We start from the raw sequence: 26866 nt of genomic DNA, 5'->3' as shown, positions 1-26866 counted from the left end.
GGTTGTTCCCCGCGGCCCCCCCCCCCAAAAAGGCCCCTTCCATGGGGGGCGCAAATTCCCCCCCGGGGATCCCCTGGGGGGGGGGGCGGGCGGGTTGGAACCTGGTGACGTCGGACGCTGCTGCAGAGGCGCAAAATTTCGGCCGCGATGAACACGTGGGCCATGCCGAGCGCTACAGCCGCGCCCGCGAGTTTCATAAGGTGGTGACGGGCCTTTGGGACAGCTGGGAAGACGACGCCTTCGTGCGCGACAAAGCCAGCGGCACCTACTACGAGCCGACGAAGCGGCATGTGCTCGATCATGTGGGCGAACACTTCCGGGTCAAAGGCCCGCTGAACGTGGCGCGCTCGCCTCAAGGCCAGCCGGTGATCGTGCAGGCGGGCTCTTCGGAAACGGGCCGCGATTTGGCGGCACAGACCGCCGAGGTGGTGTTTACCGCACAGACTTCGCTGGCCAATGCCCAGGCATTTTATGCTGATCTCAAAGGGCGCCTGGACGGGTATGGACGTCAGCCGGATTCGCTGAAAATCATGCCCGGCGTGTTTGTGGTGGTCGGGCACACCGAGGCCGAGGCCCAGGCAAAATTCGAGGCATTCCAGGATCTCGTGGAGCCCGAAGTCGGCGTTGCCTTGCTGGGGCGCATGCTGGGCAATTTCGACCTGTCAGGGTACCCACTGGATGGGCCGTTGCCGGAGCTGCCATTGACCGACAGCGGGCAACGGAGCCGTCAGCAATTGCTCAGTGATTTGGCTCATCGCGAACAGTTGACCCTGGGACAGCTGGGCCGGCGCATCGCCGGTGGTCGCGGGCATTACAGCCTGATCGGCACGCCCGCGCAGATTGCCGATGAGCTGCAAAACTGGTTCGAAAACGGCGCGGCGGATGGTTTCAATATCCTGGTGCCTCATCTGCCCGGTGGGCTGCAGGATTTCGCCCAGTGGGTGGTGCCTGAACTGCAACGGCGTGGCCTGTTGCGCACCGAATACACCGGCACGACCTTGCGGGAAAACCTCGGTTTGGCGCGCCCGGAAAATCGCTTCAAGGAGACTCCGGCATGAAGATCCCGACACTGTTGTTGGCCTTACTGATGACCCAAACCGCGTGGGCGGCCGAGCCGGACACCCTGCGCATCGGCTACCAGAAAGGCTCCATCGCCCTGGTCCTGGCCAAAGAACATGGTCTGTTGGAAAAACGCTTCCCGCAGACGGATGTGAAGTGGATCGAATTCCCCGCCGGCCCGCAGATGCTTGAAGCGCTCAACGTGGGCGCACTGGATGTGGGCTCCACCGGCGACATCCCGCCGCTGTTCGCCCAGGCGGCGGGCGCCGACTTGGTGTATATCGGCGCCGAGCCGCCCAAGCCCAGCGCCGAAACCATACTGGTGCGCAATGACAGCCCACTGCATTCGGTGGCGGATTTGAAAGGCAAGAAAGTTGCCTTCCAGAAAGGCTCCAGCTCCCACAACCTGATCCTGCGCGCGCTGAACAAAGCGGGCCTTAGCTACAAGGACATCCAGCCGGTGTACCTGCCGCCCGCCGATGCCCGCGCGGCGTTCGAACAAGGCAGCGTGGATGCCTGGGCGATCTGGGAGCCCTACTCGTCCCTCGCCTTGAGCCAGAGCCCCAGCCATGTGCTGGCCAATGGTGAAGGCTTGGGGTTGTCGGGACCGGTGTACACCGCGCGGCGTGAATATGCCCAGGCCAACGGTGGATTTATCCATGATCTGCTGGGTGAGTTGACCAACGCCGAAGCACTGACCCGCAGCCAGCGTGAGGACAGTTTGAAGGTACTGACAGCCTTCATGGGCCTGCCCGGTGACGTGATCGCCCGCTATATGGATAACCGCCCGCCATCGCCGATTTTGCCGATTGATGAGGGGATTATTCAGGCGCAGCAAGCGACGGCGGATTTGTTTTTCCAGAACCGGTTGTTGCCCAAGGCGATTGAGGTGAAGCAGGCCGTGTGGAAATCCGAAGTCCACTGAAATCAAAATGTGAGAGGGGGTTTGCTCCCGATGGCGGTGTGTCAGTCACTTGATGTTTTGACTGTTGCACCGCCATCGGGAGCAAGCCCCCTCCCACAGTTGAGTGGATTCCAGTCCGGCAATGTGTTGATCGTGAATGCGTAAAGTTAAAGCTAAGTAACTGCCCCCTTGGAGATCAACATGTGGGAGGGGGCTTGCTCCCTCCCACAGTTGAGTAGATTCCAGTCCGGCAATGTGTTGATCGTGAATGCGTAAAGATAAAGCTAAGTAACTGCCCCCCTGAAGATCAACATGTGGGAGGGGGCTTGCTCCCGATGGCGGTGTGTCAGTCACTTGATGTTTTGACTGTTGCACCGCTATCGGGAGCAAGCCCCCTCCCACAGTTGAGTGGATTCCAGTCCGGCAATGTGTTGATCGTGAATGCGTAAAGATAAAACTAAGTAACTGCCCCCCTGAAGATCAAAATGTGGGAGGGGACTTGCTCCCGATAGCGCTGAGTCAGTCACTTGATGTTTTGACTGTTGCACCGCCATCGGGAGCAAGCCCCCTCCCACAGTTGAGTAGATTCCAGTCCGGCAATGTGTTGATCGTGAATGCGTAAAGTTAAAGCTAAGTAACTGACCCCCTGAAGATCAAAATGTGGGAGGGGGCTTGCTCCCGATGGCGGGGTGTCAGTCATTTGATGTTTTGACTGTTGCACCGCCATCGGGAGCAAGCCCCCTCCCACAGTTGAGTGGATTCCAATCCGGTAATGTGTTGATCGTGAATGCGTAAAGATAAAGCTAAGTAACTGCCCCCCTGAAGATTAATATGTGGGAGGGGGCTTGCTCCCTCCCACAGTTGAGTGGATTCCAGTCCGGCAATGTGTTGATCGTGAATGCGTAAAGATAAAGCTAAGTAACTGCCCCCCCTGAAGATCAAAATGTGGGAGGGGGCTTGCTCCCGATGGCGGTGCTTCAGTTGGAACAGCTTGTACTGCCTCAGCGCTATCGGGAGCAAGCCCCCTCCCACATTTTTAACGCGTCAGGCTTGAGTGCGGGTGCTTTTTTCGACGACGCACATCGGCGTACCAGAAACCGGCTCATTGATGATCTGCACCTGCACCTCAAACACCTCCCGCATCAACTGCGCACTGATCACCTGGCCCGGCGCGCCATCGGCGACCAGATGACCGCCGTGCATCACCGCCAAATGATCGGCATAGCGGCACGCCTGGTTGATGTCGTGGAGCACGGTGATCACGGTCTTGCCTTCGGCGGCCAGTTCGCACATCAAGTCCATGAGTTCGACCTGATGACTGATGTCGAGATAGGTCGTCGGTTCATCCAGCAATACCACCGGCGCGTTCTGCGCCAGCACCATCGCCAGCCACGCGCGTTGGCGCTGGCCACCGGACAGATCCGCCAGGGCGCGGTCGGCCAGGTTGTCCAGTTCCAGGCGCTGCAGGGCCTGGTTTACCTGGGATTGATCGCTGCCGCTGAGGCGTCCCCACAGTGAGTTGTGAGGACTGCGGCCGTAGGCAACCAACTGGCGCACGCTGACGCCTTCCGGCACCGGCAATACCTGGGGCAGAAACGCGATCTGCCGTGCCAGCTGGCGGGCGGACAAGGCGCTGTAAGGCTGGCCGTCGAGCGTCAGTTCACCCTGCGTAGGTTTGAGAATGCGCGCAAAGGCCTTGAGCAACGTGGACTTGCCGCAGCCGTTGGGCCCGATCAGCGCGGTGACTTTTCCCACCGGTGGCACAAACGAAAGCCCCTGCACGATGCGTGTGCCGCCGTAGCCGATATCAAGCTCGCGGGCCTGGAGAATACTCATGTCATCAACCCTTGAACCGTGCCAGCAACCAAAGAAAATACGGTGCGCCAATCACCGCCGTCAGCACCCCGGCGGGGATTTCGCTGGGCGCGATCAACGTGCGCCCGAGGGTGTCGGCCAGCACCAGCAACAGCGCGCCGACCAGCATCGCCGCCGGCAGCAGGTACTGGTGATGCCCGCCCACCAGCCGTCGCGCCATGTGCGGCGCGACCAGACCGATAAACCCAATCGGTCCGATCACGCCTACGCCCAGGCTGGTGAGCAGCACCGCGCACGCCATCGCCAGCCAGCGCGTGCGACTCAATGCGGTCCCCAGGCTGTGAGCCGCTTCATCACCGAGGGCGATCAGGTTCAGCGGTTTGGCCAGGCATAGCCCCACCGGGATCAGCAGCAGGAACGGCAACACCAGCGCCACATGGTGCCAGTTGCGGCTCCACAGGCTGCCGGTGAGCGCGAGCAGCGCGGTGTTGATATCCAGCGGATGGGACAGGATCAGAAACTCGGTGACGCTGGACAAGGTCACCGCAATCGCCACCCCGGACAGCGCGAAGCGCACACCGGAAAAACTCACGCCGGTGTTGTACAACGCCAGCAGCAAAGCGCCGCCGGCACCGCCCAGGCAGGCCACCAACGGCAGCCAGGCAATCGGCAGGTGCGGCCAACTGATGATCGCCACGGTCAGCGCCAACCCCGCGCCTTGGGTCACGCCGAGGATTTCCGGCGAGGCCAGCGGGTTGCGGATCACGCCTTGCACGATCGCACCGGCCAGGCCGAAGGCTGCGCCTGCGAGGATGGCGATCAGGCTGCGCGGCAGGCGGTGGTTCCACACTTCGAAGTCGAGGGCGTCATGGGCCAGCAGGCGATCGAAGACGGTCGCGGGCTTGAGCCACAACGTGCCGGCGCTGAGGCTGACGAAGGTCGCCAGCAGCAACAGGCCGAGCAGCAACCACAGGCGAAAACGTGGGCGGGTCATAGGGCGCGCCTGGCAAGAAACAGAAAGAACGGTGCGCCGATCAGCGCAGTGACTACACCGGCCGGGGTTTCCACCGGAAAGGCCACGGCGCGGCTCAGCAGGTCGGCGCCGAGCACGATCACCGCGCCCAGCGCCGCACTCAGCGGGATCAGCCAGCGGTAATCATTGCCGAGAAACTGGCGCAGGATATTCGGCGCAATCAAGCCGACAAAACCAATCGGCCCCACCGCGCAGACACTGGCGCCCACCAGCAACAGGCTGGCAATGAACACCTGCAAGCGCAGGCTGGCGATGCCCACGCCCAACGAGCGGGCGGCGTCTTCGCCAAGGTTGATCAGGTTCAGGCGTGGCGCACACCACAGCGCCCACAGGCCACCGATCAAGGTGCACGGCCACAGCAGTTGCACTTGGGCAGCGCCCACATTGGCGAGGGAGCCGGCCAGCCAGTTCAATACGCTTTGCGCCTGAGCCTCCACCAGAATCACCGTGAGCCGGGTCAAGGCAGCGCACAACGCCGCCACCGCCACGCCGGCCAATACCAAGCGACCTTGGGCCGTGGTCGGCGACCAGGCGCCACCGAGGCTGAACACCGTGACCCAGGCCAACGCGCCACCGATGCAGGTCATCAGCAAGGCGCCACCGGCAAACGGCGGTGCAACCAATCCTGTCGAAAACAACGCCAGCCCCAACGCCGCTCCCGCCGTCACGCCAAATAACGACGGCGAGGCCAGGCGGTTACGGGTGATGCCTTGCATCAGTGCCCCGGCCAGGCCCAGGCAAGCACCCACCAGCGCCGCACACACCGCACGCGGCACCCGCAATTGGGCAACGATATAGGCCATATTGCCGCCGACAGCGCCTTGATGAACCAAGCCATTCCAGGCATCTGTCGCAGTCAGGGTGAACGGTGACCAGCTGTACAACGACAACCAGAACAGCACGGCGCCGAGCAGCACAATGCCCGCCGCCGCGAGACTACGCGCCATGTTTATTGGCTCAGTACGGCGTTGCCGCCCTTGAGAATCGCCAAGGCGTCTTCGGCGATCTGCTCCGAAGCGAGCACGCCACGGTTGCGCGCCCAGCTGTCGCCATCCACTTCGGCCACGTGCTTGTTACGCACGGCACCGAGCACTTGCCAGAGTGGCTGCTTGCTCCACGTGTCGACGATGCTCGGGCGACGGTAATGGCCGACCAGCAACCAACCGGGGTCCAGGGCCAGCAGTTGTTCCAGGCTGACGAATTCGGTGGGGGCGGCATTGGCGCGCACCGAAGGCACTTTCAGGCCGATGGCTTGGAGCACGCTGCCAGCGTACGAATCCGGGCCGTGCACCGAAAAGCTGTCTTCGCGGGCGACACCGAACAGCACGCTGGCACCGGCGGGAATCTGTTGGGCAATTTTTGTCAGGTTCGCGCGGTTCTGGGCGATGCGCGCTTCCATCTGCGGGCTTTTGCCCAAGGCCTTACCGATCAGCTCGGCGGACTTGAGGCTGCCCTCATAGTCCTCACCGCGCGAAGGCAGCAACAAGGTTGGCGCGATGCTGGCCAAGTCGCTGTACAGCGCTTGATGGCGATTGAGGTCGGCGACGATCAAGTCCGGCTTGAGCCGGGCGATTTCCTCGATACTCGGCTGCGAACGCAGGCCCACTGACGTCCACTGGCCGATGGCCTGGCGCACACGGGGCAAGACGCGGTTGGCGTCGCCATCATCCGCTGCACCGACGGGGGTCACGTCAACGGCGGCGAGGCTATCGAGAAAGGAGAACTCCAGCACCACCACACGCTTGGGCGCATCGGGCAGATGCACAGCGTGCTGGCCGTCGTTGAGATCGATGGGGGCAGCACTTAACAGGCTTGAAGAGAACGCCAGCAGGCAGGCAGCAAGGATGGGGATGGAGCGCAACAGTTGCATGAAGGGACCTCGGCGTTAAAACACCCCGGCTGGACCGGCTGGGGAAAACGGCGGGTACTATTCCATATCAGCGCGGCGTGATCAAAAAACATTCTCATTTGTGGGAGGGGACTTGCCCCTCCCCCATTTGATCGGCGTCTAGAAGTCGACGGTGGCAGAGAGCAGATAGGTGCGCGGTGTCGACAGGGTCAGCCCCGGCTCGCTGTCATCCGACGCACCCGCCGAGCTCCAATAGCGTTTATCGGCGACGTTCTCCACATTCGCCCGCAGGGTGATGTGCTTGTCGTCGACCTTGAACCCATAGCGGGCACCCACGTCGATACGGTTCCAGGCGTCGATTTCCTTGACGTTGGACTGGTCCAGGTACTGCGAGCTGGAGTGGATGCCACGGCTGGTCAGGGTCAGGCCTTCGAGCATCGGCACGTCCCACTCGGCGCCAACGTTGACGTTGTACTTGGGCGTGGCCGGCGCGCGGTTGCCGTCGTAGGTGCCATTGGTGGTGTCCTTGAGTTTGCTGTCGATGTACATCACGCCGCCGAGCAGGCGCACACCCTTGAGCGGCTCGCCGAACACACTCAGTTCCGCACCGGAGTTTTCGCGCTTGCCGTTAGGCCCGAACAGCCTCGACGTGGCGTTGGTCTCGTAGGCCGGTTGCTTGATGCGGAACACGGCGGCCGTCACGCCGAAAGCACCGGCGTCGTACTTGGCGCCCACTTCCACCTGGCGACTGACAAACGGCGGGAAGATCTCGTTTTCGTTGCGCGACGTGGACGGCGCGATCTTGCCTTGGCTCAAGCCTTCCATGTAGTTGGCGTACAGCGACAGTTTGTCGGTGGCCTTGAACAGCAAGCCACCGGATGGCGAGAGTTTTTCTTCGTCGTAGTTGGTTTTGCCTTTGACCCCATCGCTCCAGTCGTCGACTTTCACCCGCTGCCAGCGCGCGCCAAGGGTCAGCAACAAGCGGTCTTCGAAGAAGCCCAGGGTGTCAGACAGGGCCACGCCGCTGAAACGGTTTTCGGTGTAGACCTTCGCATCCTGGCGCGTGGCCGTAGACGGCGTCGGGGTTTGCACAGGGTTGTAGAGATTGCTCGTGCCTTCTGGATAACGCGCGCCACCGTTGGTGAAGTCCATATAGAAGTCGCTGAGTGCCAGGTTGACCTCATGACTCACCGGCCCGGTATGGAACCAGTTGCGTACACCCGCCGTGGCCGTTCGCACGTTTTCATCACGGGTGAAATCCCGGGGCTGCACGCGGAAGTCACCGGCCGCATTGCTCACCGACACCGCATGGCGCAGGAACTCGTGATTACTTTTACGCGCGCCTACACCGCCGTAGAGCATCACCGAATCGCTCAGGTCATATTCGGCATTCACCGTGCCGAAGGTGTCCTTGGTGCGGGCCTTGCTCCAGGATTGCGCGTAATTGCGGCGCACATCGTTGGCGCTCGGTACCGGCGCGGCGGCCGCTACCTGCACACGTTCCTGGGGCGCATCGGTATCGCGTTCGGTGCGGCCAATATCGGTGGACAACCGCAGGCGCTCGCCCCGGAAATCCAGGCCCAGCACGGCCATCTCGCGGTCGACACTCTGGTGATCCCATTCGGTGTCGCCGGACTGCTTCACGCCGTTGAAACGCAGGCCGAACTTGTTGTCCTCGCCAAAGCGCCGGCCCACGTCCACCGCGCCACCGGCTTGGCTATCCGAGGCCCAGGTGCCGGTAAACGAGGTGATGTCCTTGTCGGTGGCGCGCTTAGGCACCACGTTGATGCCGCCGCCCACACTGCCGCGCGGCGAGATGCCGTTGATCAGTTGGGTCGGGCCTTTGAAGATGTCGACGCGGTCGGCCATTTCCATGTCGATGGTGTAGGTCGGCAATACGCCATAGAGGCCGTTGTACGACACATCACTGTTGAACAGGCTGAAGCCACGAATGGTGAACTGCTCATAACGCCCACCGGCCGGGTTGGTGGCGCGTACCGAGGGGTCGCTGTTGATCAGGTCGCCGAGGGTGCGCGCCTGCTGATTCTTCACCGCATCGGCGGTGTAGGTGGTCATGCTGAACGGTGTTTCCATGAAGTCCCGCGTGCCTAGCAAACCTTGGGAACCACGGCGCGCCACTTGGCCACCGGCGTAAGTATCGCCGTCGTACAGGCCGGTGGTGCCGAGGATAGAGGTCGGCGCCAGTTCCAGGGTGCTGCCGTCCGGCGCCGGCACCAACATGTAGGCCTGCTCGCCCATGGGTTGCAGTTGCAGGCCGGAGCCTTGCAGCAAGCGCGCGAAGCCCTCCTCCACGCCGTATTCGCCGGATAAACCACTGCTGCTGCGCCCGCTGACCAGCGCGGGGTCCACTGACAGGTTGACGCCCGACAACCCGGCAAAACGGGTCAACGCTGCGCTCAGGCTGCCGGCAGGAACCTGATAGCTGCGACGCGCGGCGGCGTCTTCGGCAAAGCTTGTAGGCACAAACAATGGGCTGGCGCTGAGGCTCAGCATCAGGCTCAGTTTGAGCAACGGGCGCAAACGCAAGGGTAGGACTGCGGACATTGGAGGAAGCTCTCGATTTTGTTCACTTGCCTGGAATGACAGGCGAGGTGAAAAAAGGGGACAGGCTTCGAGAGTTATTTTTTAGCCAATGGGCACTTCCAGCCCTACCTTGACGCGATCCAGCGCCACCAATGTCTTGAACCACTTCACGTTGGGGTTCTCGGCGAACAGCCGGGCGGCGAGATCCTGGTATTCCTGCATGCTGGCAACGTTCAGCACCAGCACGAAATCCGCTTCGCCGGTGACGTAATAACACTGCTGCACCTGGGGCACGGAGAAGCTGGCCTTGGTCGTCGACAGCGCGTCGATGCTGGTACGTTCGACGGAAACCTCGGCAATGATGGTGATCGGCTTGCCGGCCTTCACCGGGTCCACCAGGGCCACATTCGCGATGATCACTCCACCCTCTTCCAAGCGCTTGATGCGGCGTTGCACGGCGGCGGTGGAGAGGTTGACCTTCTCGGCGAGAGTACGCAGGGGCAAGGCGTTGTCGCGCTGCACCAGGGCCAGGATGGACCAGTCGAAGCCGTCCAGGTCAAGCGTGTAAGAAGCGGGTTTGGCCATTCGGTGCGTGCTCGACGGGGTGAGAAATTTTATCGAAAACAGCCTCGATTCAGAGACCAATGACGACCAGGGCCTCAATACTATCCCAACTCCTTCAGCATGCAGAAATGGAGCGTCTCATGGGGTTTTTGATTCACCTGTCGCCGGTGTTTCCGGTGATGTCGAAGGGTTCCGTCGCCACGCAGCGGCCGGGCATGCTGCGCCTTACCACACCGCGATATGGGAATCCGCACGTGGTTCGGTGCCGCCACACAACACGCCGCTGACCGGGTCACGCAGGATAATCTGCCCGCGCCCATAATCGGTCAGGTCGCTGTCGGTCTGCACGGTATGACCACGCCGCGCCAGTGCATTGACCAGGCCCCGCGAGGCGCCGTGTTCGATGCCAACCTTCATGTCACCCAGCCATTGCCAGCGCGGCGCATCCAGCGCGGCCTGGGGGTTGAGGCCGAAGTCCACCAGGTTCATCACCATCTGCACATGACCCTGGGGCTGCATATACCCCCCCATCACGCCGAACGGGCCGAGTGCCTGGCCGTCCTGGGTGAGGAAGCCGGGGATGATGGTGTGAAAGGTCTTCTTGCCCGGTGCCAGGTGGTTGGCATGGGCCGGGTCGAGGCTGAATTCCTGCCCACGGTTCTGCAGCGCAATGCCGCTGTCGGGCAACACAACGCCGGAGCCGAAGCCGTGATAGTTGCTCTGGATAAACGAGACCATATTGCCTTCGGCGTCCGCCGTGGCCAGGTACACCGTGCCGCTGGCGTGGGGGTCGCCGGGTTTGGGCGGCTGCGCCTGCTCGCTGATCTGGTCACGGCGGCGGCGGCTGTAGTCGTCGCTGAGCAGGTCGGCCACCGCCACGCGCATGTGCGCGGGATCGGTGATGTAGTGCAGCCCATCGCTGTAGGCAAGTTTCATCGCCTCCAGTTGGCGATGCCAGGTCTGCTGGCTGTCGCGGTGATCGAAGGTGAAGCCTTCAAGAATTTTCAGCGCCATCAACGCCACCAGGCCCTGGCCGCTGGGCGGAATTTCCCAGACATCCACGCCGCGGTAGTTGATATGGATCGGCTCCACCCACTGCGCGCGGTAATCCTTGAGGTCGCTGGCGCGCAGGTAGCCTCCACTGGCGCGCGAGTGGGCGTCAAGGCGCTCGGCCAGCGCGCCGCGATAGAGGCTTTCGCAGCAGGTATCGGCCAGTTCTTCCAAGGTGCGGGCCTGGGCCGTGTTACGGAAGATCTCACCGGCGCGTGGCGCGCGACCGTCGATCAGGAAGGTATCGAACCACGCGTCCAGCACTTCGTCACGGTGCGGGCTGAATTCGTTCATGGAGATCTGCCATTGATGGGCGACCACCGGCGACAGCGCAAAGCCTTCCCGCGCCAAGGTGATCGCCGGTTGCAGCAACTCGGCGAACGGCAACTTGCCGAAGCGTTGCGACAACTCAGCCCACGCCGACGGGCAACCCGGCACCGTGACTGGGGTCCAGCCATACAGGGGCATCTGTTCATGCCCGGCGGCCTTGACCGCCTCAATACTCAAGGCCGCCGGCGCGTGGCCGTTGCCGTTCAGGCCGTGCAACTGGCCCTTGCACCAGACCAGGGCAAACGCATCGCCGCCCAGGCCGCAACCGGTGGGTTCTACCACCGTCAGGGCGGCGGCCGTAGCGATGGCGGCATCGATGGCGTTGCCGCCTTTTTGCATGATTTCGATACCGGCCTGGGCGGCCAGGGGTTGCGACGCGGCGACCATGCCGCGACGGGCAAACACGCTCTGGCGTTGCGACGGATAAGGGTACTCGTGAGCAGAAAATTTCAACATGGCAAACGCTCTTCAAAAAGGGTCATAACACGCGACTGAGAAAGGCCCGGGTACGCGGATGGCTGGGGTGGCTGAAGATCTGTTCCGGCGGCCCCTGCTCGATGAGCTCGCCCTGATCGAGCACCACCACGCGGTCGGCCACTTCACGGGCAAACCCCATTTCATGGGTGACCACCACCATCGTCATGCCCTCCTCCGCCAGTTCCTTCATCACCTGCAAGACTTCGCCGACGGTTTCCGGGTCGAGGGCACTGGTGGGTTCGTCGAACAACATGGCCTGGGGCTTCATCGCCAGCGCGCGGGCAATCGCTACCCTTTGCTGCTGGCCGCCGGAGAGCATTGACGGGTAATGGTCGGCTTTGTCGGCCAGGCCGACCCGCGCCAGCAGGCCGCGCGCCTGTTCCAGCGCCTGGGCACGCGGGGTGCCGAGCACCTGGATCGGCGCCTCGATGATATTTTCCAGCGCAGTCATATGGGGGAACAGGTTGAAGCGTTGGAACACCATGCCGATGTCCCGGCGCTGACGGGCGATGTTGCGCTCCGAATCGCGTACCAGGCTGCCGTCGCTGCGTTCGCGATAGCCCATGGCGCGGCCGTTGACACGAATGCGTCCGCCCTGGATATCTTCGAGCAGGTTGATGCAGCGGATAAAGGTGGTCTTGCCAGAGCCGGAGGCACCGATCAGCACCACCACTTCGCCCCGCCGCACTTGCAGAGAGATGCCCTTGAGAATCTGCAACTCGCCGAACGACTTTTGAACATCCAAAGCCTCAATGATCAGCTCTTCACTTTGGTGCGCCATGGTTAACGTCCCCTCAGCAATTTCAGGGTGCTGCGACCGAACATACGGCTGGCGGCCGGCGGTGGCGAGGAAGGTCGATCGGACTGGCCGAAGCGATTTTCGAGCCAGCGCTGGAAGAAGCCCCACAGGGTGGTCAGCGTCAGGAAATACAGGGCGACCACCAGGTACAGCTCGAACACGCGGAAGGTCGCCGAGGTGATCATCTGCGTGCTAAGCAATAGCTCCTGCACGCCGATCACGCTGACTAGGGTGGTGTTCTTGAGCATGACGTTGAACTCATTGCCCAACGGCGGCACGATCACGCGGAACGCCTGGGGCAGCACGATGCGCCGCATCAGTTTGGCAAAGCCCATACCCAGGGAACGCCCCGCTTCGTATTGGCCTTTGTCCACCGCGCCGATACCGGCGCGGATGATCTCGGCCATGTACGCACCTTCGTTGAGGCCCAGGGCGATGATGGCTGCCTGGATATTGCCGGGAACGATCAGGCCGAACAGCTCGATGTCTTCGAAGCGGAAAATCCCGCCGGCCGCCAGTGCGGTGTACAAAAACACGATCTGCACCAGCAACGGTGTGCCGCGCATCAACCACACGTAAAAGCGCACCGGCAGGTGCAGCAGCGGATTCTTCGACAGGCGCAACAGCGCCGCCGCCAAACCCAACGCACAGCCCAGCAGCATCGCCAATATGCTGATCAGGCAGGTCAGCCACAGCCCGGTGAGGTACACCCCACTGGGCTGGAGCAGGTACTGCCAGAACACATCCCAATTGAAATTCATCGTCGGTGCGCCTCAGTCGAGTGTGTCGCTGCTGACATGCCATTTGTTAAGCAATTGCACGTAGCTGCCGTCGCTGCGCATGTCGCTGATCACCTGCTGTACGGCGGCGGTGAGCTGCGGGTCGTCCTTGCGCATGCCCAGGCCGGTGAGGATGCGGCTGAACGCGGGCACACCTTCCTGGAACAGATCCGGGGCCATTGCGGCGTAGTAGCCGGCGGTTTCCACGGTGGTGCCGTATGCGTCAACCTGGCTGATGCGCAGGGCCTGAAAGGCATCGGTGTCAGTGTTGTAGACCACCAGTTTCATCGGCTGCTTGCCGGCCTTGGTCAGGCTTTCATTCTGGGTATCGAGCAGGGTCTTGATAGTGGATCCGTTGAGCACCGCGACCTTGTGCCCGGACAAGTCATCCAGGGTCTTGATGCCCTTGGGGTTGCCCTTGGGCACCACCACCGACTGGCTGGAATACATGTAGTTGACGATGTCGATCACCTGGCGCCGCTCGGGTTTGTCGAACAGTTGGTCAACGATCATGTCGCACTGCTGGGCGAGCAACGCCGGCACCAGCCCGGCGAACGGAATCACCCGCCATTGCACGTGCTTATCGCCCAGGCGTTTGGCTATTTCCAGCCCCAGATCGACAGTGAGCCCGCGCGGTTGCTGGGTTTCGTCGAAGGACACCAGGGGCGGTGAATCCATCCCCGAGCAGTAGGTGAGTTTGTCGACTTTCTGCAGGCGCTCCGGCACCTGGGGCGCAGCAAAAGCCCATTGGGTACAGAGGCCGAGGGAGACAGCCATCAGCAAGGCACGGCGTTTATGCATGACCAGACACTCCAGTTCGTTAAGTAACGGGGGCAGGACTCAACGTCAACACACGACAGCTTTCTTATTGTTCGGATTGCAGGAATTGGATCAGGGCGGGCACGGTGCCTTCGATGTGTTCGCGCACCACCGCTTCAGCGCGTGCCCCATCACCGGCGCGGATCGCCTCAAGGATCACCGCGTGTTCCTGACGTGCGCTGAGGGGTTTTTCGCCGTGTTGCAACCACAAGCGCATGGGCGCCTCCACCAGCGAGTACAGCGCCGAGATTTGCTTCATCAGGCGCGGGCGACCACTGAGGCTGCACAGGTATTCGTGGAAGGCACGATGACGACTGACCCACACGGCGCTTTCATCGCGGTAGTCGTCCATCTCGTCGAGCAGGCGCTCCAGCGCGGCAAGTTGCCGCTCACCGATACGGCCCACCGCGACGCGCACCGCCAGACCTTCCAGGGCGCTGCGCATCTCGAACACTTCGTGCAGTTCATCGATATCCAGGCCGCTGACGATGGCGCCACGGTTGGGACGCAAGGTCACCAGGCCCTGGGCGTCCAGGCGACGGAACGCCTCGCGCACCGGCATGCGGCTCATGCCGATCTCGCTGGCGATATCCTCAGCAATCAGCCGGTCGCCCTTGTGGTAGCGGCCACCGCAGATGGCGTCGAGGAGGAACTTGTAGGCCTCCTCCTCGGCGGTGAGAGGCTGGCGGTCAACGTAAGCGGGGGCGAACTGCATCGGCTGCACCTTTTGAATTTTTGTATCCAATTATCCATGGATGCAAAAATGCAGAATGCGTGCCAATCGTTCAGGGGGTAAGCCAAGTGATTGATTTGGATGAAATAGGTCGCAAGTGCCTGACGGCACGCGCAAAGACGGTGTAGGAATGTGCTACCAAATGGCTCAGAAAATGCCCCATGCCGGGGCAGTGCGGTCGCCGGTAACAGCCACCTGCACGTGCAGAATCAGACGGCTTCGGCCGAATAGATGATGGTTTGTGCGGTGTCCTGCGCAACGGTCTGACGGGTGAAGTAGGTGTCGCCTTCGTCAGTCAGGATCTCGTAGTCGACGTTGCGGGTGGCGCTGGCGTGCTTGATGATCTTCAGCACGCGCTGGAATTTCACGCTCTGCGTTCCGTTCTGGCTGGGTCCGGTGAGGACGCTGACACTTTGAAACCATCCGGCGTGCTGCTTGTTGCTCAACAGGGCGCCGGTCATTGCTTCAAAACGTTCGAGCCGGGTGAAACCCCATAAAGTCTGCTCCTGCACGGTCGCATCCGGCGTGGCCGCGCCGGTAAACACAAACAGATTGATCGCCGGACTGTCTTCACAAAAGAAGTCATAGGGGACCAGGCCATCGACCATTTTCCTGCCGGGCACAAAGCCTTTTTTATGCACCTGAAACATCGCCACCTCCACTCAATCAATGGTGACCAGTCTAAAGAGGTGCGACGTACAGGGCGGTCAAGCCAATGTAATGTCGTGTAAAGATCGCGCGCTGTGCAGGTTAACCTCTACCGTCAGTCCCCCGGTCGGCTCGTTGCGCGCCACAATGTTGCCGCCATGCATTTGCACTGCCCTGGCCGCAATGGCCAAGCCCAGGCCAAAGCCCACGCTGGCGTCCCCTGCACCGCGCTCGAACGGGTTAAAGATGCTGCGCAGCCGGCGGTTTTCGACACCCGGCCCCTGGTCGGTGATGTGCACGCAGAGGCGGTTCCCATCGCTGCTGATCCGGGCCGACACCTGTACCGTGGTGCCAGGCCGTGTGTAGCGCACAGCGTTGCGGATCACGTTTTCGAAGCAGCGGTACAGCAATTCGCCGCTGACACAGGCAATAAATGGCGGACATGCCCCAAGGTGCACGCGGCAGCCTTTGATGCCGGCTTCGAATTGCGCATTCTCGACAATCATCCCCAGCAACTCGACGATGTCCACGGCGTCACGCTCAATGCTTTCGGGGCGCCCCTGCAGACGAGCCAGGGTGAGCAGCGCCTCGATCAGCGTGTCCATGCGCTCGGATTCGCGCTCGATGCGTTCGAGCATTTCCACGCGCGCCACATCTTGGCGCAACAACCCGATGGCGGCCTGTATGCGCGTGAGGGGTGAACGCAGCTCATGGGAGATATCGTGCAATAAGTGCTGCTGAGCCTCCACCAGCACCTTCAGCTGGTTGGCCATGCGGTCGCAGTCTTCGGCCAGGTCGACGATTTCATCTCGGCGCTTGCCCATGGCGGGCTTGACCCGGGTTTCAAAACGCCCTTGGGCCGCGTCGCTCATGGCCCGCTTAAGATGAGCCAGGGGCCAGGCCAGGTAATACGCCATATAACCGCTGAACAACGCACTCATCAGCGTACCGATAATCAGCGGAATCTGGCGCCAGGGCCTGCCGTGATCGTCGGGGGCATGGGTGGACTTGACCGACAGCGACAGCCCTTCCTTACTGATGATTGATCGCTCATAGACCGGGTTCAGCACCGTTGAACCGGCCACCAGGTGACCCGCGCTGTCATACACCCCAATGGCCTCGTCCGAGGGATGCTCCCACACGTTAAGCAGTTGGGTGGCCGCTTCGACACCGAATTGCTCCAGCAGTCTTTCTTCGCTGGTAAGAATGGCTTCCACGTGCGGATCACCCGCGCGAAAACTGCCCAGTTCAATCACGCCGACCCCCGCCAGGAACGTCAGGCTGGTGGCCAACCAGAAGGCCAGGAAAAGCTTCCAGAACAGCAGGCTGGGCTTGGTCATTCGGCAATCAACAGGTAGCCGAGGCCGCGCACACTTTGAATCCACGCCTTGGCATCCGCGCGTGGCCCGAGTTTTTGCCGAATGCTGCTGATGTGCACGTCGATACGCCGGTCGTAGCGGGTCAATGGGCAACCCAAGGCGTTCAACGACAGGTCCTTTTTACTCACCACCTGCCCGGCACTGCGGGCGAGCTCTTCGAGCAGGCTGAACTCGGTGCTGGTCACGCCCAGCTCAACCCCTTTCCATATTGCCTGGCGCTTGCCCGGCCACAACACCAGTGAGCCGGTCTTGATCATCTCCGAAGTCGGCTGGCCGGCTGGCTGCACCCTGCGCATGATGGCGCGCAGGCGAGCGACCAGCTCACCGGGGGAGCTGGGCTTGGGTACATAATCATCGGCACCTAGTTCCAGGCCGGTGATGCGGTCGATGTTGTCGCCACGGGCGGTGAGCAAGACCACCGGCACCTGGCTGACGGCGCGAATGCGCCGGAGCACCTCGATCCCCGAGCGCTGGGGCAGCATGACGTCCAGCACCACAATGCTGTAGCGCCCCGACAACGCCTCTGCTTCACCCTCCTCGCCCGTGTGCACGGCGGTCGCAGCAAATCCTTCGCGCTCCAGGTATTGGCTCAGCATTCCAGTGAGTTCCTGGTCATCGTCGACTAACAGTACGGAGATCATCGCGAGCTCGTCAGTGGGTGGTCGCGCATTATTGGCCCTGGCGCGTTTTTGCAGGCCAACCTTTACCTAACTTGACATTCGGTTAACCGCACCAAACGCCGCACGCTCTTAAGCTGCCTGTTCACCCGTCCGGCTGCGCCGGCGCTGTATTCTGGAAAAGATCTTGATGAATTTTTCGCGCCTGCTCTGCTCGGTTGCGCTGCTGCTCAATACCTCACTGGCGCTCGCCCAGGGTTTCAAAATCTCGGATATCCGAATCAACGGCCTGCAACGGGTCTCTGCTGGCAGTGTGTTTGGCGCATTGCCGCTGAACGTAGGCGATGAAGCGGATGACCGGCGCCTGGTGGACTCGACGCGCGCGCTGCTCAAGACCGGGTTCTTCCAGGACATTCAACTTAGCCGCGAAGGCGACGTGCTGATTATTAATGTAGTTGAGCGGCCTTCGGTTGCCAGTATCGAGTTCGAGGGTAACAAGGCGATCTCCACCGACGACCTGATGAAAGGCATGAAGCAGTCCGGCCTGGCTGAGGGCGAGATTTTCCAGCGAGCCACGCTGGAAGGCGTGCGCAACGAATTGCAGCGCCAATATGTTGCCCAGGGCCGCTACTCGGCCTCGGTCGACACTGAGGTCGTGCCCCAACCGCGCAATCGCGTGGGCGTGAAGATCAAGATTGATGAAGGCGAAGTGGCGTCGATCCAGCACATCAATGTGGTGGGCAATAAAGCATTCCCGGATGAAGCACTGATCGACCAGTTCACGCTCAAGACCAGCAACTGGCTGTCATTTTTCAAGAACGACGATAAATACGCTCGGGAAAAACTCTCCGGCGACCTCGAACGGCTGCGCTCCTACTACCTGGACCGTGGGTATATCAACATGGATATCGCCTCGACCCAAGTCTCCATGACCCCGGACAAAAAACACGTGTATATCACCGTGAACATCCAGGAAGGCCAGAAATACAGGGTCCGTTCGGTGAAGCTGAGTGGTGAGCTGAAGGTGCCTGAGGATCAGGTCAATTCGCTGCTGCTGGTACAAAAGCGCCAGGTGTTTTCGCGCAAGTTGATGACCACCACTTCGGAGCTGATCACCCGTCGCCTGGGAAACGAGGGCTATACGTTCGCCAACGTCAACGGCGTTCCGCAGGTGCATGAGGAAGATCATACGGTTGACGTTACCTTCAGCGTCGACCCCGGCAAGCGGGCTTACGTCAATCGGATCAACTTCCGTGGCAACACCAAGACAGACGATAAGGTGCTGCGCCGTGAGATGCGCCAGATGGAGGGTGGCTGGGCGTCGACCTACTTGATCGACCAATCCAAAGTGCGCCTTGACCGTCTGGGCTTCTTCAAGGAAGTGAACGTAGAAACGCCGGCGGTGGCCGGTGTGGATGACCAACTGGACGTGAACTACGCCGTGGAAGAACAGGCGTCTGGATCGATTACCGCCAGTGTCGGCTTTGCCCAAAGTTCGGGCCTGATCCTCGGCGGCTCGATCAGCCAGAGCAACTTCCTGGGCACCGGTAATTACGCCAGCCTGGGGCTGACCCGCTCGTCGTACCAGAGCAAATACAACATCGGTTTTACCGACCCCTATTTCACTGCCGACGGCGTGAGCCTCGGCTACAACGCGTTCTACAGCAAGACTGACTACAACGACTACTACGATGATGGCGTTTCCTATTACGCAATCAATAGCTTTGGCCTTGGCACAACCCTGGGCTACCCGATCAACGAAACCTCTCGCCTGAGTTTTGGCCTCACGGCGCAACACGACAGCATTGAACCGGGCACCTACAGCGCCGACGAGATCTACGACTTCGTCGACCGCGAAGGCAAGGAGTTCACCAACTTCAAGGCCAACCTGGGCTGGTCGGAATCGACGCTGAATAAGGGTGTACTGGCCACCCGCGGACACTCACAGAACCTCAACGTGATGGTGACAGTGCCCGGCAGCGACCTGAGCTTCTACAAGATCGACTACTCGGGGCAGACCTTCCTGCCTATCACCAACAGCACGTCGCTGCGCTTCCATACCAAGCTTGGCTACGGCGGCGGCTATGGCTCGACCGATAGCCTGCCCTTCTACGAAACCTACACGGCAGGCGGCGAAGGTAGTGTGCGTGGTTTTGAAAGTGGCACCCTCGGCCCACGCAACACCCCGGCCACCGGCGCCTACTCCAGCGCCGGCCAGGCGTACTACACCGACCGCGACACCGAGGCTTTGGGCGGCAATATCCTGATAACCGGCGGGGCGGAATACCTGTTCCCGGTGCCGTTTATCAAAGACAACAAATCCGTACGGACCTCAGTGTTCTGGGATGTAGGCACGGTGTATTCGGACAAGTGCTACCTCAGCACCACCCAGGGCTGTGGCAGCGTGGATTTGAGCCAGATGGCCAGCTCGGTAGGCGTGGGCGTGACGTGGTACAGCCCTTTGGGGCCGCTGAGTGTGAACTTGGCGTATCCGATTCGAACGCCGGAGAATGCGGATAAGCAGGTGTTCCAGTTCTCCATGGGGCAAACGTTTTGATACGTGCGCGTTAGGCCTAATTGAGCTTCTCCTTCACCGAGATGGATGCGCCGGATATGGGAAATTTTTCCAGCCCAGCAAAATCACCGCGCCTGCGCTGCTACCCTGGGCTGATTAAACAAAAGGGGCGCGACGACGAATGGAATCATGGAAGGCAGCAATCATCGCAGGGCTGGCGTTATTTTCCACTCAATCGATGGCAGGAGAGATCAAGAAACCCGGCGACCGCGCCATGTTCTGGACGACATCGGGGCCCACCTTCTTCAGCTCCTTCGCCAGTGATGTGACAAGCCATCCCAGCAAATATTTCGGCGCCGCCAAGGCCGATGCACTGGCGTTTATCGGTTCAGAGGGCGAGATCCGCGGCGCCCAGTTTGAGCAGGCGTCCAGGTACTATCACTCGACCTACAGCCCACCGTTCATGCCTGATATGCAATTAGCACAGGTCATCGCCACAACGTACTGAGCGAAGCTCTCGGTATAGCGCTGTGAGTTAGCAGCGGATTTGGCACCGACCAGGACCTTGCAAGAGATTCCGAGCTGACCGCTAGAAGCCGCGGCCGACGGATCTTTCGAGGGTTCAGCGGCACTCAATCGGTGCCAACTACCTGCAAAATGGTTTGTCACCAAAACAGCAAGAAGTCGGGTGAATTTGCGGTCTGTTTGGCACTGCGGTTTGAGCCCAAAAACGTCGAATTTGGAGGTATGAGGCAGGCTCTCGAACGCGATTGTTTGATTCCAAATCGGCCCCTGGGCCTTGTGATCAAAGGGTCTTCAGGAGGCCCACAGCCCGTCAGCAATCAATTCGAATAGATGCGCCCTCCCCGCGCTCTGTTCCGTTTCCCTAGCGCACAATCGGAAGTCCGGCTTTCGCTGCTTCCGTTTGTCTTCAAAGGCACGTCCCGCGTGACGTACAGCCGGTTTCGCGGATGTTGGATGGTGACCTTTAAGAACGAAGAATCGGAACTGAGCTTCCAGGGTTTAGCGCCGCGGAGCCGGTGAGGAAAAACGCCCTAATCGCCCGGAAACAGGGCTTTTGGCAAGGCTATCTGACATGCGAAAAAGCTGAGAAAGGAAGAGAAATATCAGACAGGATTGGTGCCAAAGGCAGCGCGAAAAAGGGCCAAAAGCGGCGTGAACTCACACAACAGGGGTTTCCTTCATAGGTTCATGGTCGAGGATTGATGTTGTTCAAAGCATGTGCCCTGCCCAGATTTCGCGACCTACTAGATCGGCAGCAATCTCGATGAACGCATCCCCAACAAATTTTGCAGCCGGGCTGACTCGCCTGTCCGCGGGAAATACCTGGACCAATTTACGCATGGGAATAGGGTCGACCAAAGGTGCAGCACTGAGCACTCCCGATTCAATCTGCGTATAAATCGATGCCAGTGGCAAAGCTGTCAAACCGAAGCCATTACGAACTAGGTCAATCATCGCGCCGAAGGAGTCAGCTTCAACGCTGGTTTTGAGCTTGATGCCGACTTCTCGCGCACAATTATCCAGAATCACGCGAAGACTGTGGCGGGCGCTTGGCAACACCAACTGCTGCTCGGCCAAAGACTCGAATGACACCGGCACATCCAGGCGCAGCTTGGCACTGGCAGGTCCGACCAGCAGCAAGTTTTCCATCATTACCGGCACGATACGCAGCGTATGCAGGGGTTGGGGATCGTAAGAAATCGCCAGTTCCAATTCGCCACGCTGAACCCAATCCAGCAGATAACCGCTGAAGGCCGAGGAAAATCTGACGGCAAGATTCGGATGCGCGTCTTTGATTTTGCGCACTAAAGGAACGGTGACAATTTCCGCTACCGTCGGCGTCGTACCGATGACGACCGTTCCCCGAAAAGAGGTCTTTCCGCCCACCACCGAACTTCGAATGGATTCCATTTCCTCCATGATTCGAGTGGCATGCGCCAGCACCTCGCGACCAGCATCGGTAATCTCCATGCCTCGTCCATGTCGATCAAACAGGTAGGTGCCGAGTTCTTTTTCCAGCATTCGAATTTGTCGGCTGAGTGCCGGTTGTGCGATGTGAAGCCGGTCTGAGGCCTTGCTGAGACTGCCTAGCTCGGCCACGTGAATCAAGGTTTTGAGTTGAACGACATCCATTACCAGGCCAGTCAAAGTCGGGCTCGGCGCGAAATGCGTCGAAAGTAGTATGAGTGTAAACGCATTAGCGTTTCCTGGAATGCCACAGGGCCCGCGTCGCATGGGGCCTAATGGCTTTATAGCCGGCTGTATCCCCCAGCCCGTAGGGGCTGCAAGACAAGCTATAGAATTTCGGTATATCAGTTAGACCTGGCTGACGGCTTATTACCCTCGTCACTCTGCGGTAGCGTGCAATCAACGTCGACGCCAAGAGCGATCGACTGACTACAAGAATAAGATTCGAGGGCTTGCCGCCATGATTTACTACCTTTCTCGTTACCTGACCGACCCGCCTTATACAGTCAGCGAACAGCTGACCTCTCATATACACCCCCCCGCTTCATGTGCCTTGGTCGTCGAAGGGTCACAGCACTTGCGTTAAGCACATCAACCCATCGAGCTAGCAACGTCGGACACGCATCAGCGTGGGCCTCGTATCGTCTCGCCTTGAAACAAGGGTGAACAGAATGTCTGCATCAACCAGCGACTCAACACGCCACACTGAAAAGTCCGATCAGATGAAAAGTCCGAATCGTGTCAGAGCCATCATGGGTGCCTGCTCGGGCAATCTGGTGGAGTGGTACGACTTTTTCATTTACGCCTATACCGCCATCTATTTTGCGAGCTCGTTTTTCCCCAAAGGCGACACCACCAGTCAGTTGCTCGCAACCGCCGGTGTCTTCGCCGTCGGCTTTTTCATGCGGCCGCTCGGCGGTTGGATTTTTGGCTGGATTGCTGATACCCGCGGCCGCAAGGTATCGATGATTATCTCGGTGTTCATGATGTGCGCCGGTTCCTTGTTGATTGCCGTCACGCCGACCTATGAAACCATCGGTGTGGCGGCGCCAGTTTTGCTTGTCGTTGCCAGGCTGATTCAGGGGCTGTCAGTGGGCGCGGAGTACGGCACCGGCGCCACCTACATCAGTGAAATCGCGACACCTGGGCGCCGTTGTTTCTATGGATCATTCCAGTACTTCACCATCATCGCAGGCCAACTCCTCGCCCTGATGACCGTGGTCATACTTCAACAAACCCTTACCGGCGAGGAATTGCGGGAATGGGGCTGGAGAATTCCTTTTTTCATCGGCGCCTTTAGTTCTATCGTAGTCGTGTATTTGCGTCGCGCGATGCATGAAACCGCCACAAAAAAAGAAATGAACCGCAAAGATGCCGGCTCGCTACGTGGCATGTTCAAACACAAACGCGCAGTGGCACTGGTGGTCGCGTTTACCATTGGCGGTTCACTTTACTTCTACACCTTCACCACCTACATGCAGAAATTTCTGGTGATCTCTGCGGGGTTTAGTCCGGAAACGGTGAGTTTCATCATGACGGCCGCCCTGGTCGGTTTCATGTTTTGTCAGCCACTCTTTGGTCTGCTCGCTGACCGAATCGGAATCAAGGTCCATATGTTGTTGTTTTCCGGGTTGGCCATGCTACTGGTGATCCCCCTGCTCTATTCACTGCAATCAGTCAGCAGTCCATTTACAGCGTTCCTGCTGGTATTTGGCGGCCTGGCAATCGCGTCGCTCTACACCCCGATTGCCGGTATCGTCAAAGCTGAACTGTTCCCGCCAGCGGTACGTGCATTGGGTGTGGGCTTTCCTTATGCCGTCGGCAACGCGGCGTTCGGTGGCACCGCCGAATACGTCGCCTTGTCGCTTCGGTCGCAGGGTATTGAGGAGTATTTCTTCTTCTACGTCGCGGCCGTAGTAACCATCACGTTCATCGCAGCGATGCTAATGCCCAACCTGTCCCGCTATGGTTACATCAGCGGCTCGGGTGAGATCGAAGAACGCACCGGACTTAGGGGCTGCATCAAATCGCAGGCTGCAAGGATCTGAGGCACTGACGATTACCGTGGTTTTTTGAAAGGGCCCATGGGCCCTTTTAAAATCATTGGATAGCGAATACCTATGCTACTTGTGATGAATGCGCTTGATGAACCTTGGTTACCTTCCCCGGTTTGGCCATGCCTGCAATCCAGATCAAGATCCTTGAACTGACTTGAGTCAAAGACGGGCCTCTTGATACCGGCCGAGTACTGCACACCGACAAAGATGTCGCGCATGCGCTGCTCGACGACGCGGATGTGGCAGTGGTGCATGGAAGCGCTTTTGGCCTTGGCCCTTACATTCGCATTGTCTACGCTATGGATGACGCTTCATTGCGTAGGGGTCGCGAAGCGATTCCGTACGTTCTGCACCTCTCTGCGTCAATCATTTCCCTTCCCATAATGCGTGGCTATCGCCGTTGCCCAAGAGGCCACGCATTCCCCCCCTGCTATACAAAATGGGCATATCTCAAAGACAAAAACGGTAGTCGTCCTTCTCCTCCATCCCTCCCAGAATGGGTGAAAACACAAAAGCAGCACTGCTTGGGAGATTGGCATGTCAACAGAAGCTGAACACACCGTGGGACAGGATTGGCAAGAGGACGTGTTCCGCGTGCTCAAGGCCCACGACGTCAAACACGTGGTCTTCGTACCGGATGCAGGCCACTCGGCGGCGATCCGTATGTCGTATGCAGACCCGGACATCAAGGCTGTTGTCCTCACCACCGAGGAAGAAGGCATCGGCTATCTCGCCGGCGCATGGCTTGGCGGCGAACGCGGTGCCCTCCTGATGCAGTCCAGCGGAGTCGGTAACTGCATCAACACTCTGGCACTTCAAGTCTGTGCCGGCTTCCCGCTGTTGATGGTGGTCACCATGCGCGGCGACTGGGCCGAATTCAACGCGTGGCAGAACCCGATGGGCCAGGCCACAGAAGCCTCCCTGAACCTGATGAAAGTGATGACCTGGCGCGCGGACGTCCCGGAAGACGTCGCCCCGCTGCTGCACGGTGCCGCGACCATGGCCTTCAACGGTGATTCGTCCACTGCCCTGCTGCTCGGCCAGCGCCTGATTGGAGAAAAGAAATGGGTCAAGTAAGCGCAAACCACACTCTGTGCCGCCGCGAAGTGGTCAAGGCCTTACTGGCCGACCGCAAAGACGTGCTGGTCGTGACGGGGCTGGGCTCTGCGTCCTATGACGTGATGGCAGCCGGTGACAACGATCTGAATTATTACCTCTGGGCCGCCATGGGCAGCGCAATCACTGTGGGCCTGGGCCTGGCGAATGCGCAGCCAAACAAATCGGTGGTGGTGGTCACCGGTGACGGCGAGTTGCTCATGGGGTTCGGCGCACTGGCCACGGTGGCACTGCAGAAGCCTGCCAACCTGACCATCGCTGTGCTGGATAACGGTCACTTTGGTGAAACCGGCATGCAAGTCAGCCACGCCGGTTTTGGTATTTCCCTGAATCAGGTCGCAAAGACTTGCGGCTTCAGCTGGACCGATGAAATCCGTGACATGGAAGGCGTACATAACTTGCGCGAGCGCTTTGCAACTCGCGATGGCGTCAAGCTTGCGACGATCAAAATCAAGGCGGAAAACCCGCCACGGGTGCTGCCACCACGTGATGGTCACTACATCAAGAATCGCTTTCGTGCCGCCCTGGGTTTCAACCCGATCTGATTGCCTTTTGCCCGGTCCCGGTCACGCAGGGCAGGTGCTGTGCGTGACGCGTGGAGGAGAATAATAATGACTGATCACAACTCTGAAGAACTCAATGCCATCCGCGAGGGCGTACGCGCTCTGTGCGCTGAATTCGATGCAGCTTACTGGCGTAAAGTCGATGAGGAAAAAGGTTTTCCGGAAACCTTCGTCAAGGCACTGACCGACGCAGGTTGGCTGGCAGCGATGATCCCTGTCGAATATGGTGGCTCCGGCCTCGGGCTGGCTGAGGCCTCGGTAATCCTGGAAGAAGTGAACCGCTGCGGCGGTAATTCCGGCACCGTGCACGGCCAGATGTACAACATGTTCACCCTGCTACGACACGGCAGCGAGGCGCAGAAAAGCTACTACCTGCCGAAACTGGCCAGCGGCGAATTGCGCCTGCAATCGATGGGCGTCACTGAACCCACCACTGGCACCGACACCACCAAGATCAAGACCACAGCGATCAAACGCGGTGACAAGTACGTGATCAACGGACAGAAGGTGTGGATCTCGCGGGTCCAGCACTCCGACCTGATGATCTTGCTGGCGCGTACCACGCCGTTGGCCGACGTGAAGAAAAAATCCGAGGGCATGTCGATCTTCCTCGTCGATCTACGGGAGGCCATCGGCAACGGCATGACCGTGCAGCCGATCGCCAACATGGTCAATCACGAAACCAACGAACTGTTCTTCGACAACCTGGAAATTCCTGCCGATAGCCTCATCGGCGAGGAAGGCAAAGGTTTCCGCTACATCCTGGACGGACTGAACGCCGAGCGCACACTGATCGCAGCCGAATGCATTGGTGACGGCCGCTGGTTTATCGAAAAAGCCAGCGCCTATGCGCGTGATCGCGTCGTGTTCGGACGCCCTATCGGGCAGAACCAGGGCGTTCAGTTCCCCATCGCTGAAGCACACATTGAAATCGAAGCGGCTGACCTGATGCGCTGGCGTGCTTGCGAGGAATACGACAGCGGTATCAACGCCGGGGCCAGTGCCAATATGGCCAAGTACCTGGCGGCGAAAGCCTCTTGGGAAGCCGCCAATGCGTGCTTGCAGACTCACGGCGGTTTTGGCTTTGCCTGCGAGTACGACGTCGAGCGCAAATTCCGTGAAACCCGTCTGTATCAGGTGGCGCCCATCTCCACCAACCTGATCCTGTCGTACGTTGCCGAACACCTGCTTGAACTGCCGCGCTCCTTTTAAAGGATCAGCGTA

Annotated in this window: 22 protein-coding genes and 2 pseudogenes; 9 read left to right on the top strand and 15 right to left on the bottom strand. The window is 60.0% G+C overall.

Annotated features, from left to right (window positions below; genetic code table 11):
• Positions 1-80 precede the first annotated feature (80 nt).
• A pseudogene (locus AOA61_RS21620) lies at positions 81-1058 on the top strand (LLM class flavin-dependent oxidoreductase); the annotation flags it as partial.
• Positions 1055-1984: a sulfonate ABC transporter substrate-binding protein gene (locus AOA61_RS21615; protein ID WP_099602693.1), complete on the top strand. Its 930-nt coding sequence runs from the start codon at positions 1055-1057 to the stop codon at positions 1982-1984. The pseudogene AOA61_RS21620 and the gene AOA61_RS21615, both read left to right, overlap by 4 nt.
• 1023 nt (positions 1985-3007) lie before the next feature.
• On the opposite strand, the gene fecE is transcribed toward AOA61_RS21615, so the two are convergent.
• The 14 genes from fecE to AOA61_RS21545 all read right to left on the bottom strand — a co-directional run bounded on the left by fecE (position 3008) and on the right by AOA61_RS21545 (position 17423).
• The gene (gene fecE / locus AOA61_RS21610; RefSeq protein ID WP_099602692.1) at positions 3008-3799 is read right to left on the bottom strand and encodes a Fe(3+) dicitrate ABC transporter ATP-binding protein FecE; all 792 of its coding nucleotides are present in this window, start codon (positions 3797-3799) and stop codon (positions 3008-3010) included.
• A 4-nt stretch (positions 3800-3803) separates the two neighbouring features.
• Entirely contained in the window at positions 3804-4772 is a 969-nt protein-coding gene (locus AOA61_RS21605) for an iron chelate uptake ABC transporter family permease subunit (protein ID WP_099602691.1), read from the bottom strand.
• A complete protein-coding gene (gene fecC, locus AOA61_RS21600) occupies positions 4769-5758 on the bottom strand; it encodes an iron-dicitrate ABC transporter permease FecC (RefSeq protein ID WP_032886919.1) in 990 nt (329 codons plus the stop codon). The genes AOA61_RS21605 and fecC overlap by 4 nt, the downstream gene beginning before the upstream one ends.
• A 2-nt stretch (positions 5759-5760) precedes the next feature.
• Positions 5761-6675, bottom strand: a complete 915-nt coding sequence (locus tag AOA61_RS21595; protein ID WP_163033183.1) for a Fe(3+) dicitrate ABC transporter substrate-binding protein — start codon at positions 6673-6675, stop codon at positions 5761-5763.
• A 144-nt stretch (positions 6676-6819) separates the two neighbouring features.
• The gene (locus tag AOA61_RS21590) at positions 6820-9225 is read right to left on the bottom strand and encodes a TonB-dependent receptor (protein WP_095185600.1); all 2406 of its coding nucleotides are present in this window, start codon (positions 9223-9225) and stop codon (positions 6820-6822) included.
• An 81-nt stretch (positions 9226-9306) separates the two neighbouring features.
• The gene (locus tag AOA61_RS21585; RefSeq protein WP_032886925.1) at positions 9307-9789 is read right to left on the bottom strand and encodes an Lrp/AsnC family transcriptional regulator; all 483 of its coding nucleotides are present in this window, start codon (positions 9787-9789) and stop codon (positions 9307-9309) included.
• Between the two features lie 204 nt (positions 9790-9993).
• Positions 9994-11604, bottom strand: coding sequence for a gamma-glutamyltransferase family protein (locus AOA61_RS21580; RefSeq protein ID WP_099602690.1), 1611 nt, complete (start codon positions 11602-11604; stop codon positions 9994-9996).
• Positions 11605-11626: 22 nt separating this feature from the next.
• Positions 11627-12406, bottom strand: coding sequence for an amino acid ABC transporter ATP-binding protein (locus AOA61_RS21575; protein ID WP_099602689.1), 780 nt, complete (start codon positions 12404-12406; stop codon positions 11627-11629).
• Between the two features lie 2 nt (positions 12407-12408).
• A complete protein-coding gene (locus AOA61_RS21570) occupies positions 12409-13185 on the bottom strand; it encodes an amino acid ABC transporter permease (RefSeq protein WP_032886933.1) in 777 nt (258 codons plus the stop codon).
• 12 nt (positions 13186-13197) lie between these two features.
• Positions 13198-14004 carry an ABC transporter substrate-binding protein gene (locus AOA61_RS21565; RefSeq protein WP_099602688.1) on the bottom strand — a complete coding sequence of 269 codons (807 nt, stop codon included), beginning with the start codon at positions 14002-14004 and terminating at the stop codon, positions 13198-13200.
• 64 nt (positions 14005-14068) lie between these two features.
• A complete protein-coding gene (locus AOA61_RS21560; protein WP_032886938.1) occupies positions 14069-14737 on the bottom strand; it encodes a GntR family transcriptional regulator in 669 nt (222 codons plus the stop codon).
• Between the two features lie 227 nt (positions 14738-14964).
• A complete protein-coding gene (locus AOA61_RS21555; RefSeq protein ID WP_099602687.1) occupies positions 14965-15405 on the bottom strand; it encodes a hypothetical protein in 441 nt (146 codons plus the stop codon).
• A gap of 57 nt (positions 15406-15462) precedes the next feature.
• Positions 15463-16743, bottom strand: coding sequence for an ATP-binding protein (locus tag AOA61_RS21550; protein ID WP_095185596.1), 1281 nt, complete (start codon positions 16741-16743; stop codon positions 15463-15465).
• Positions 16740-17423, bottom strand: coding sequence for a response regulator transcription factor (locus AOA61_RS21545; RefSeq protein ID WP_032886945.1), 684 nt, complete (start codon positions 17421-17423; stop codon positions 16740-16742). Before AOA61_RS21545 ends, AOA61_RS21550 begins: the two co-directional genes overlap by 4 nt.
• Positions 17424-17589: 166 nt before the next feature.
• Between AOA61_RS21545 and bamA the strand changes: the two genes are divergently transcribed.
• Together bamA and AOA61_RS21535 are read left to right on the top strand one after the other, a co-directional pair.
• Positions 17590-19956 (top strand): outer membrane protein assembly factor BamA, encoded by a 2367-nt coding sequence (gene bamA / locus AOA61_RS21540; RefSeq protein ID WP_099602686.1) that lies wholly within the window; start codon positions 17590-17592, stop codon positions 19954-19956.
• Positions 19957-20095: 139 nt separating this feature from the next.
• A complete protein-coding gene (locus AOA61_RS21535) occupies positions 20096-20422 on the top strand; it encodes a DUF2388 domain-containing protein (protein WP_099602685.1) in 327 nt (108 codons plus the stop codon).
• A 725-nt stretch (positions 20423-21147) separates the two neighbouring features.
• On the opposite strand, the gene AOA61_RS21530 is transcribed toward AOA61_RS21535, so the two are convergent.
• Positions 21148-22071: a LysR substrate-binding domain-containing protein gene (locus AOA61_RS21530; protein WP_095185592.1), complete on the bottom strand. Its 924-nt coding sequence runs from the start codon at positions 22069-22071 to the stop codon at positions 21148-21150.
• 506 nt (positions 22072-22577) lie between these two features.
• Between AOA61_RS21530 and AOA61_RS21525 the strand changes: the two genes are divergently transcribed.
• The 5 genes and pseudogenes from AOA61_RS21525 (at position 22578) to AOA61_RS21500 (ending at position 26854) form a co-directional block, all read left to right on the top strand.
• Positions 22578-23954 carry an MFS family transporter gene (locus AOA61_RS21525; protein ID WP_095185591.1) on the top strand — a complete coding sequence of 459 codons (1377 nt, stop codon included), beginning with the start codon at positions 22578-22580 and terminating at the stop codon, positions 23952-23954.
• 191 nt (positions 23955-24145) lie between these two features.
• Positions 24146-24347, top strand: a pseudogene (locus AOA61_RS32370) (aminotransferase class I/II-fold pyridoxal phosphate-dependent enzyme); the annotation flags it as partial.
• Positions 24348-24500: 153 nt separating this feature from the next.
• Entirely contained in the window at positions 24501-25040 is a 540-nt protein-coding gene (locus tag AOA61_RS21510; protein ID WP_003442221.1) for a thiamine pyrophosphate-binding protein, read from the top strand.
• Complete coding sequence (locus AOA61_RS21505) at positions 25028-25624, top strand: thiamine pyrophosphate-dependent enzyme (protein WP_032886955.1); 597 nt, start codon at positions 25028-25030, stop codon at positions 25622-25624. The genes AOA61_RS21510 and AOA61_RS21505 overlap by 13 nt, the downstream gene beginning before the upstream one ends.
• Before the next feature lie 66 nt (positions 25625-25690).
• Complete coding sequence (locus tag AOA61_RS21500) at positions 25691-26854, top strand: acyl-CoA dehydrogenase family protein (RefSeq protein WP_032886957.1); 1164 nt, start codon at positions 25691-25693, stop codon at positions 26852-26854.
• The last annotated feature ends 12 nt before the right edge of the window (positions 26855-26866 follow it).

This window comes from Pseudomonas sp. 2995-1, from assembly GCF_002742505.1.
Taxonomy (GTDB): domain Bacteria; phylum Pseudomonadota; class Gammaproteobacteria; order Pseudomonadales; family Pseudomonadaceae; genus Aquipseudomonas; species Aquipseudomonas sivasensis.
Note: the sequence above shows the minus strand (reverse complement) of the source record. Positions and strands in the feature narration are given on the sequence as shown.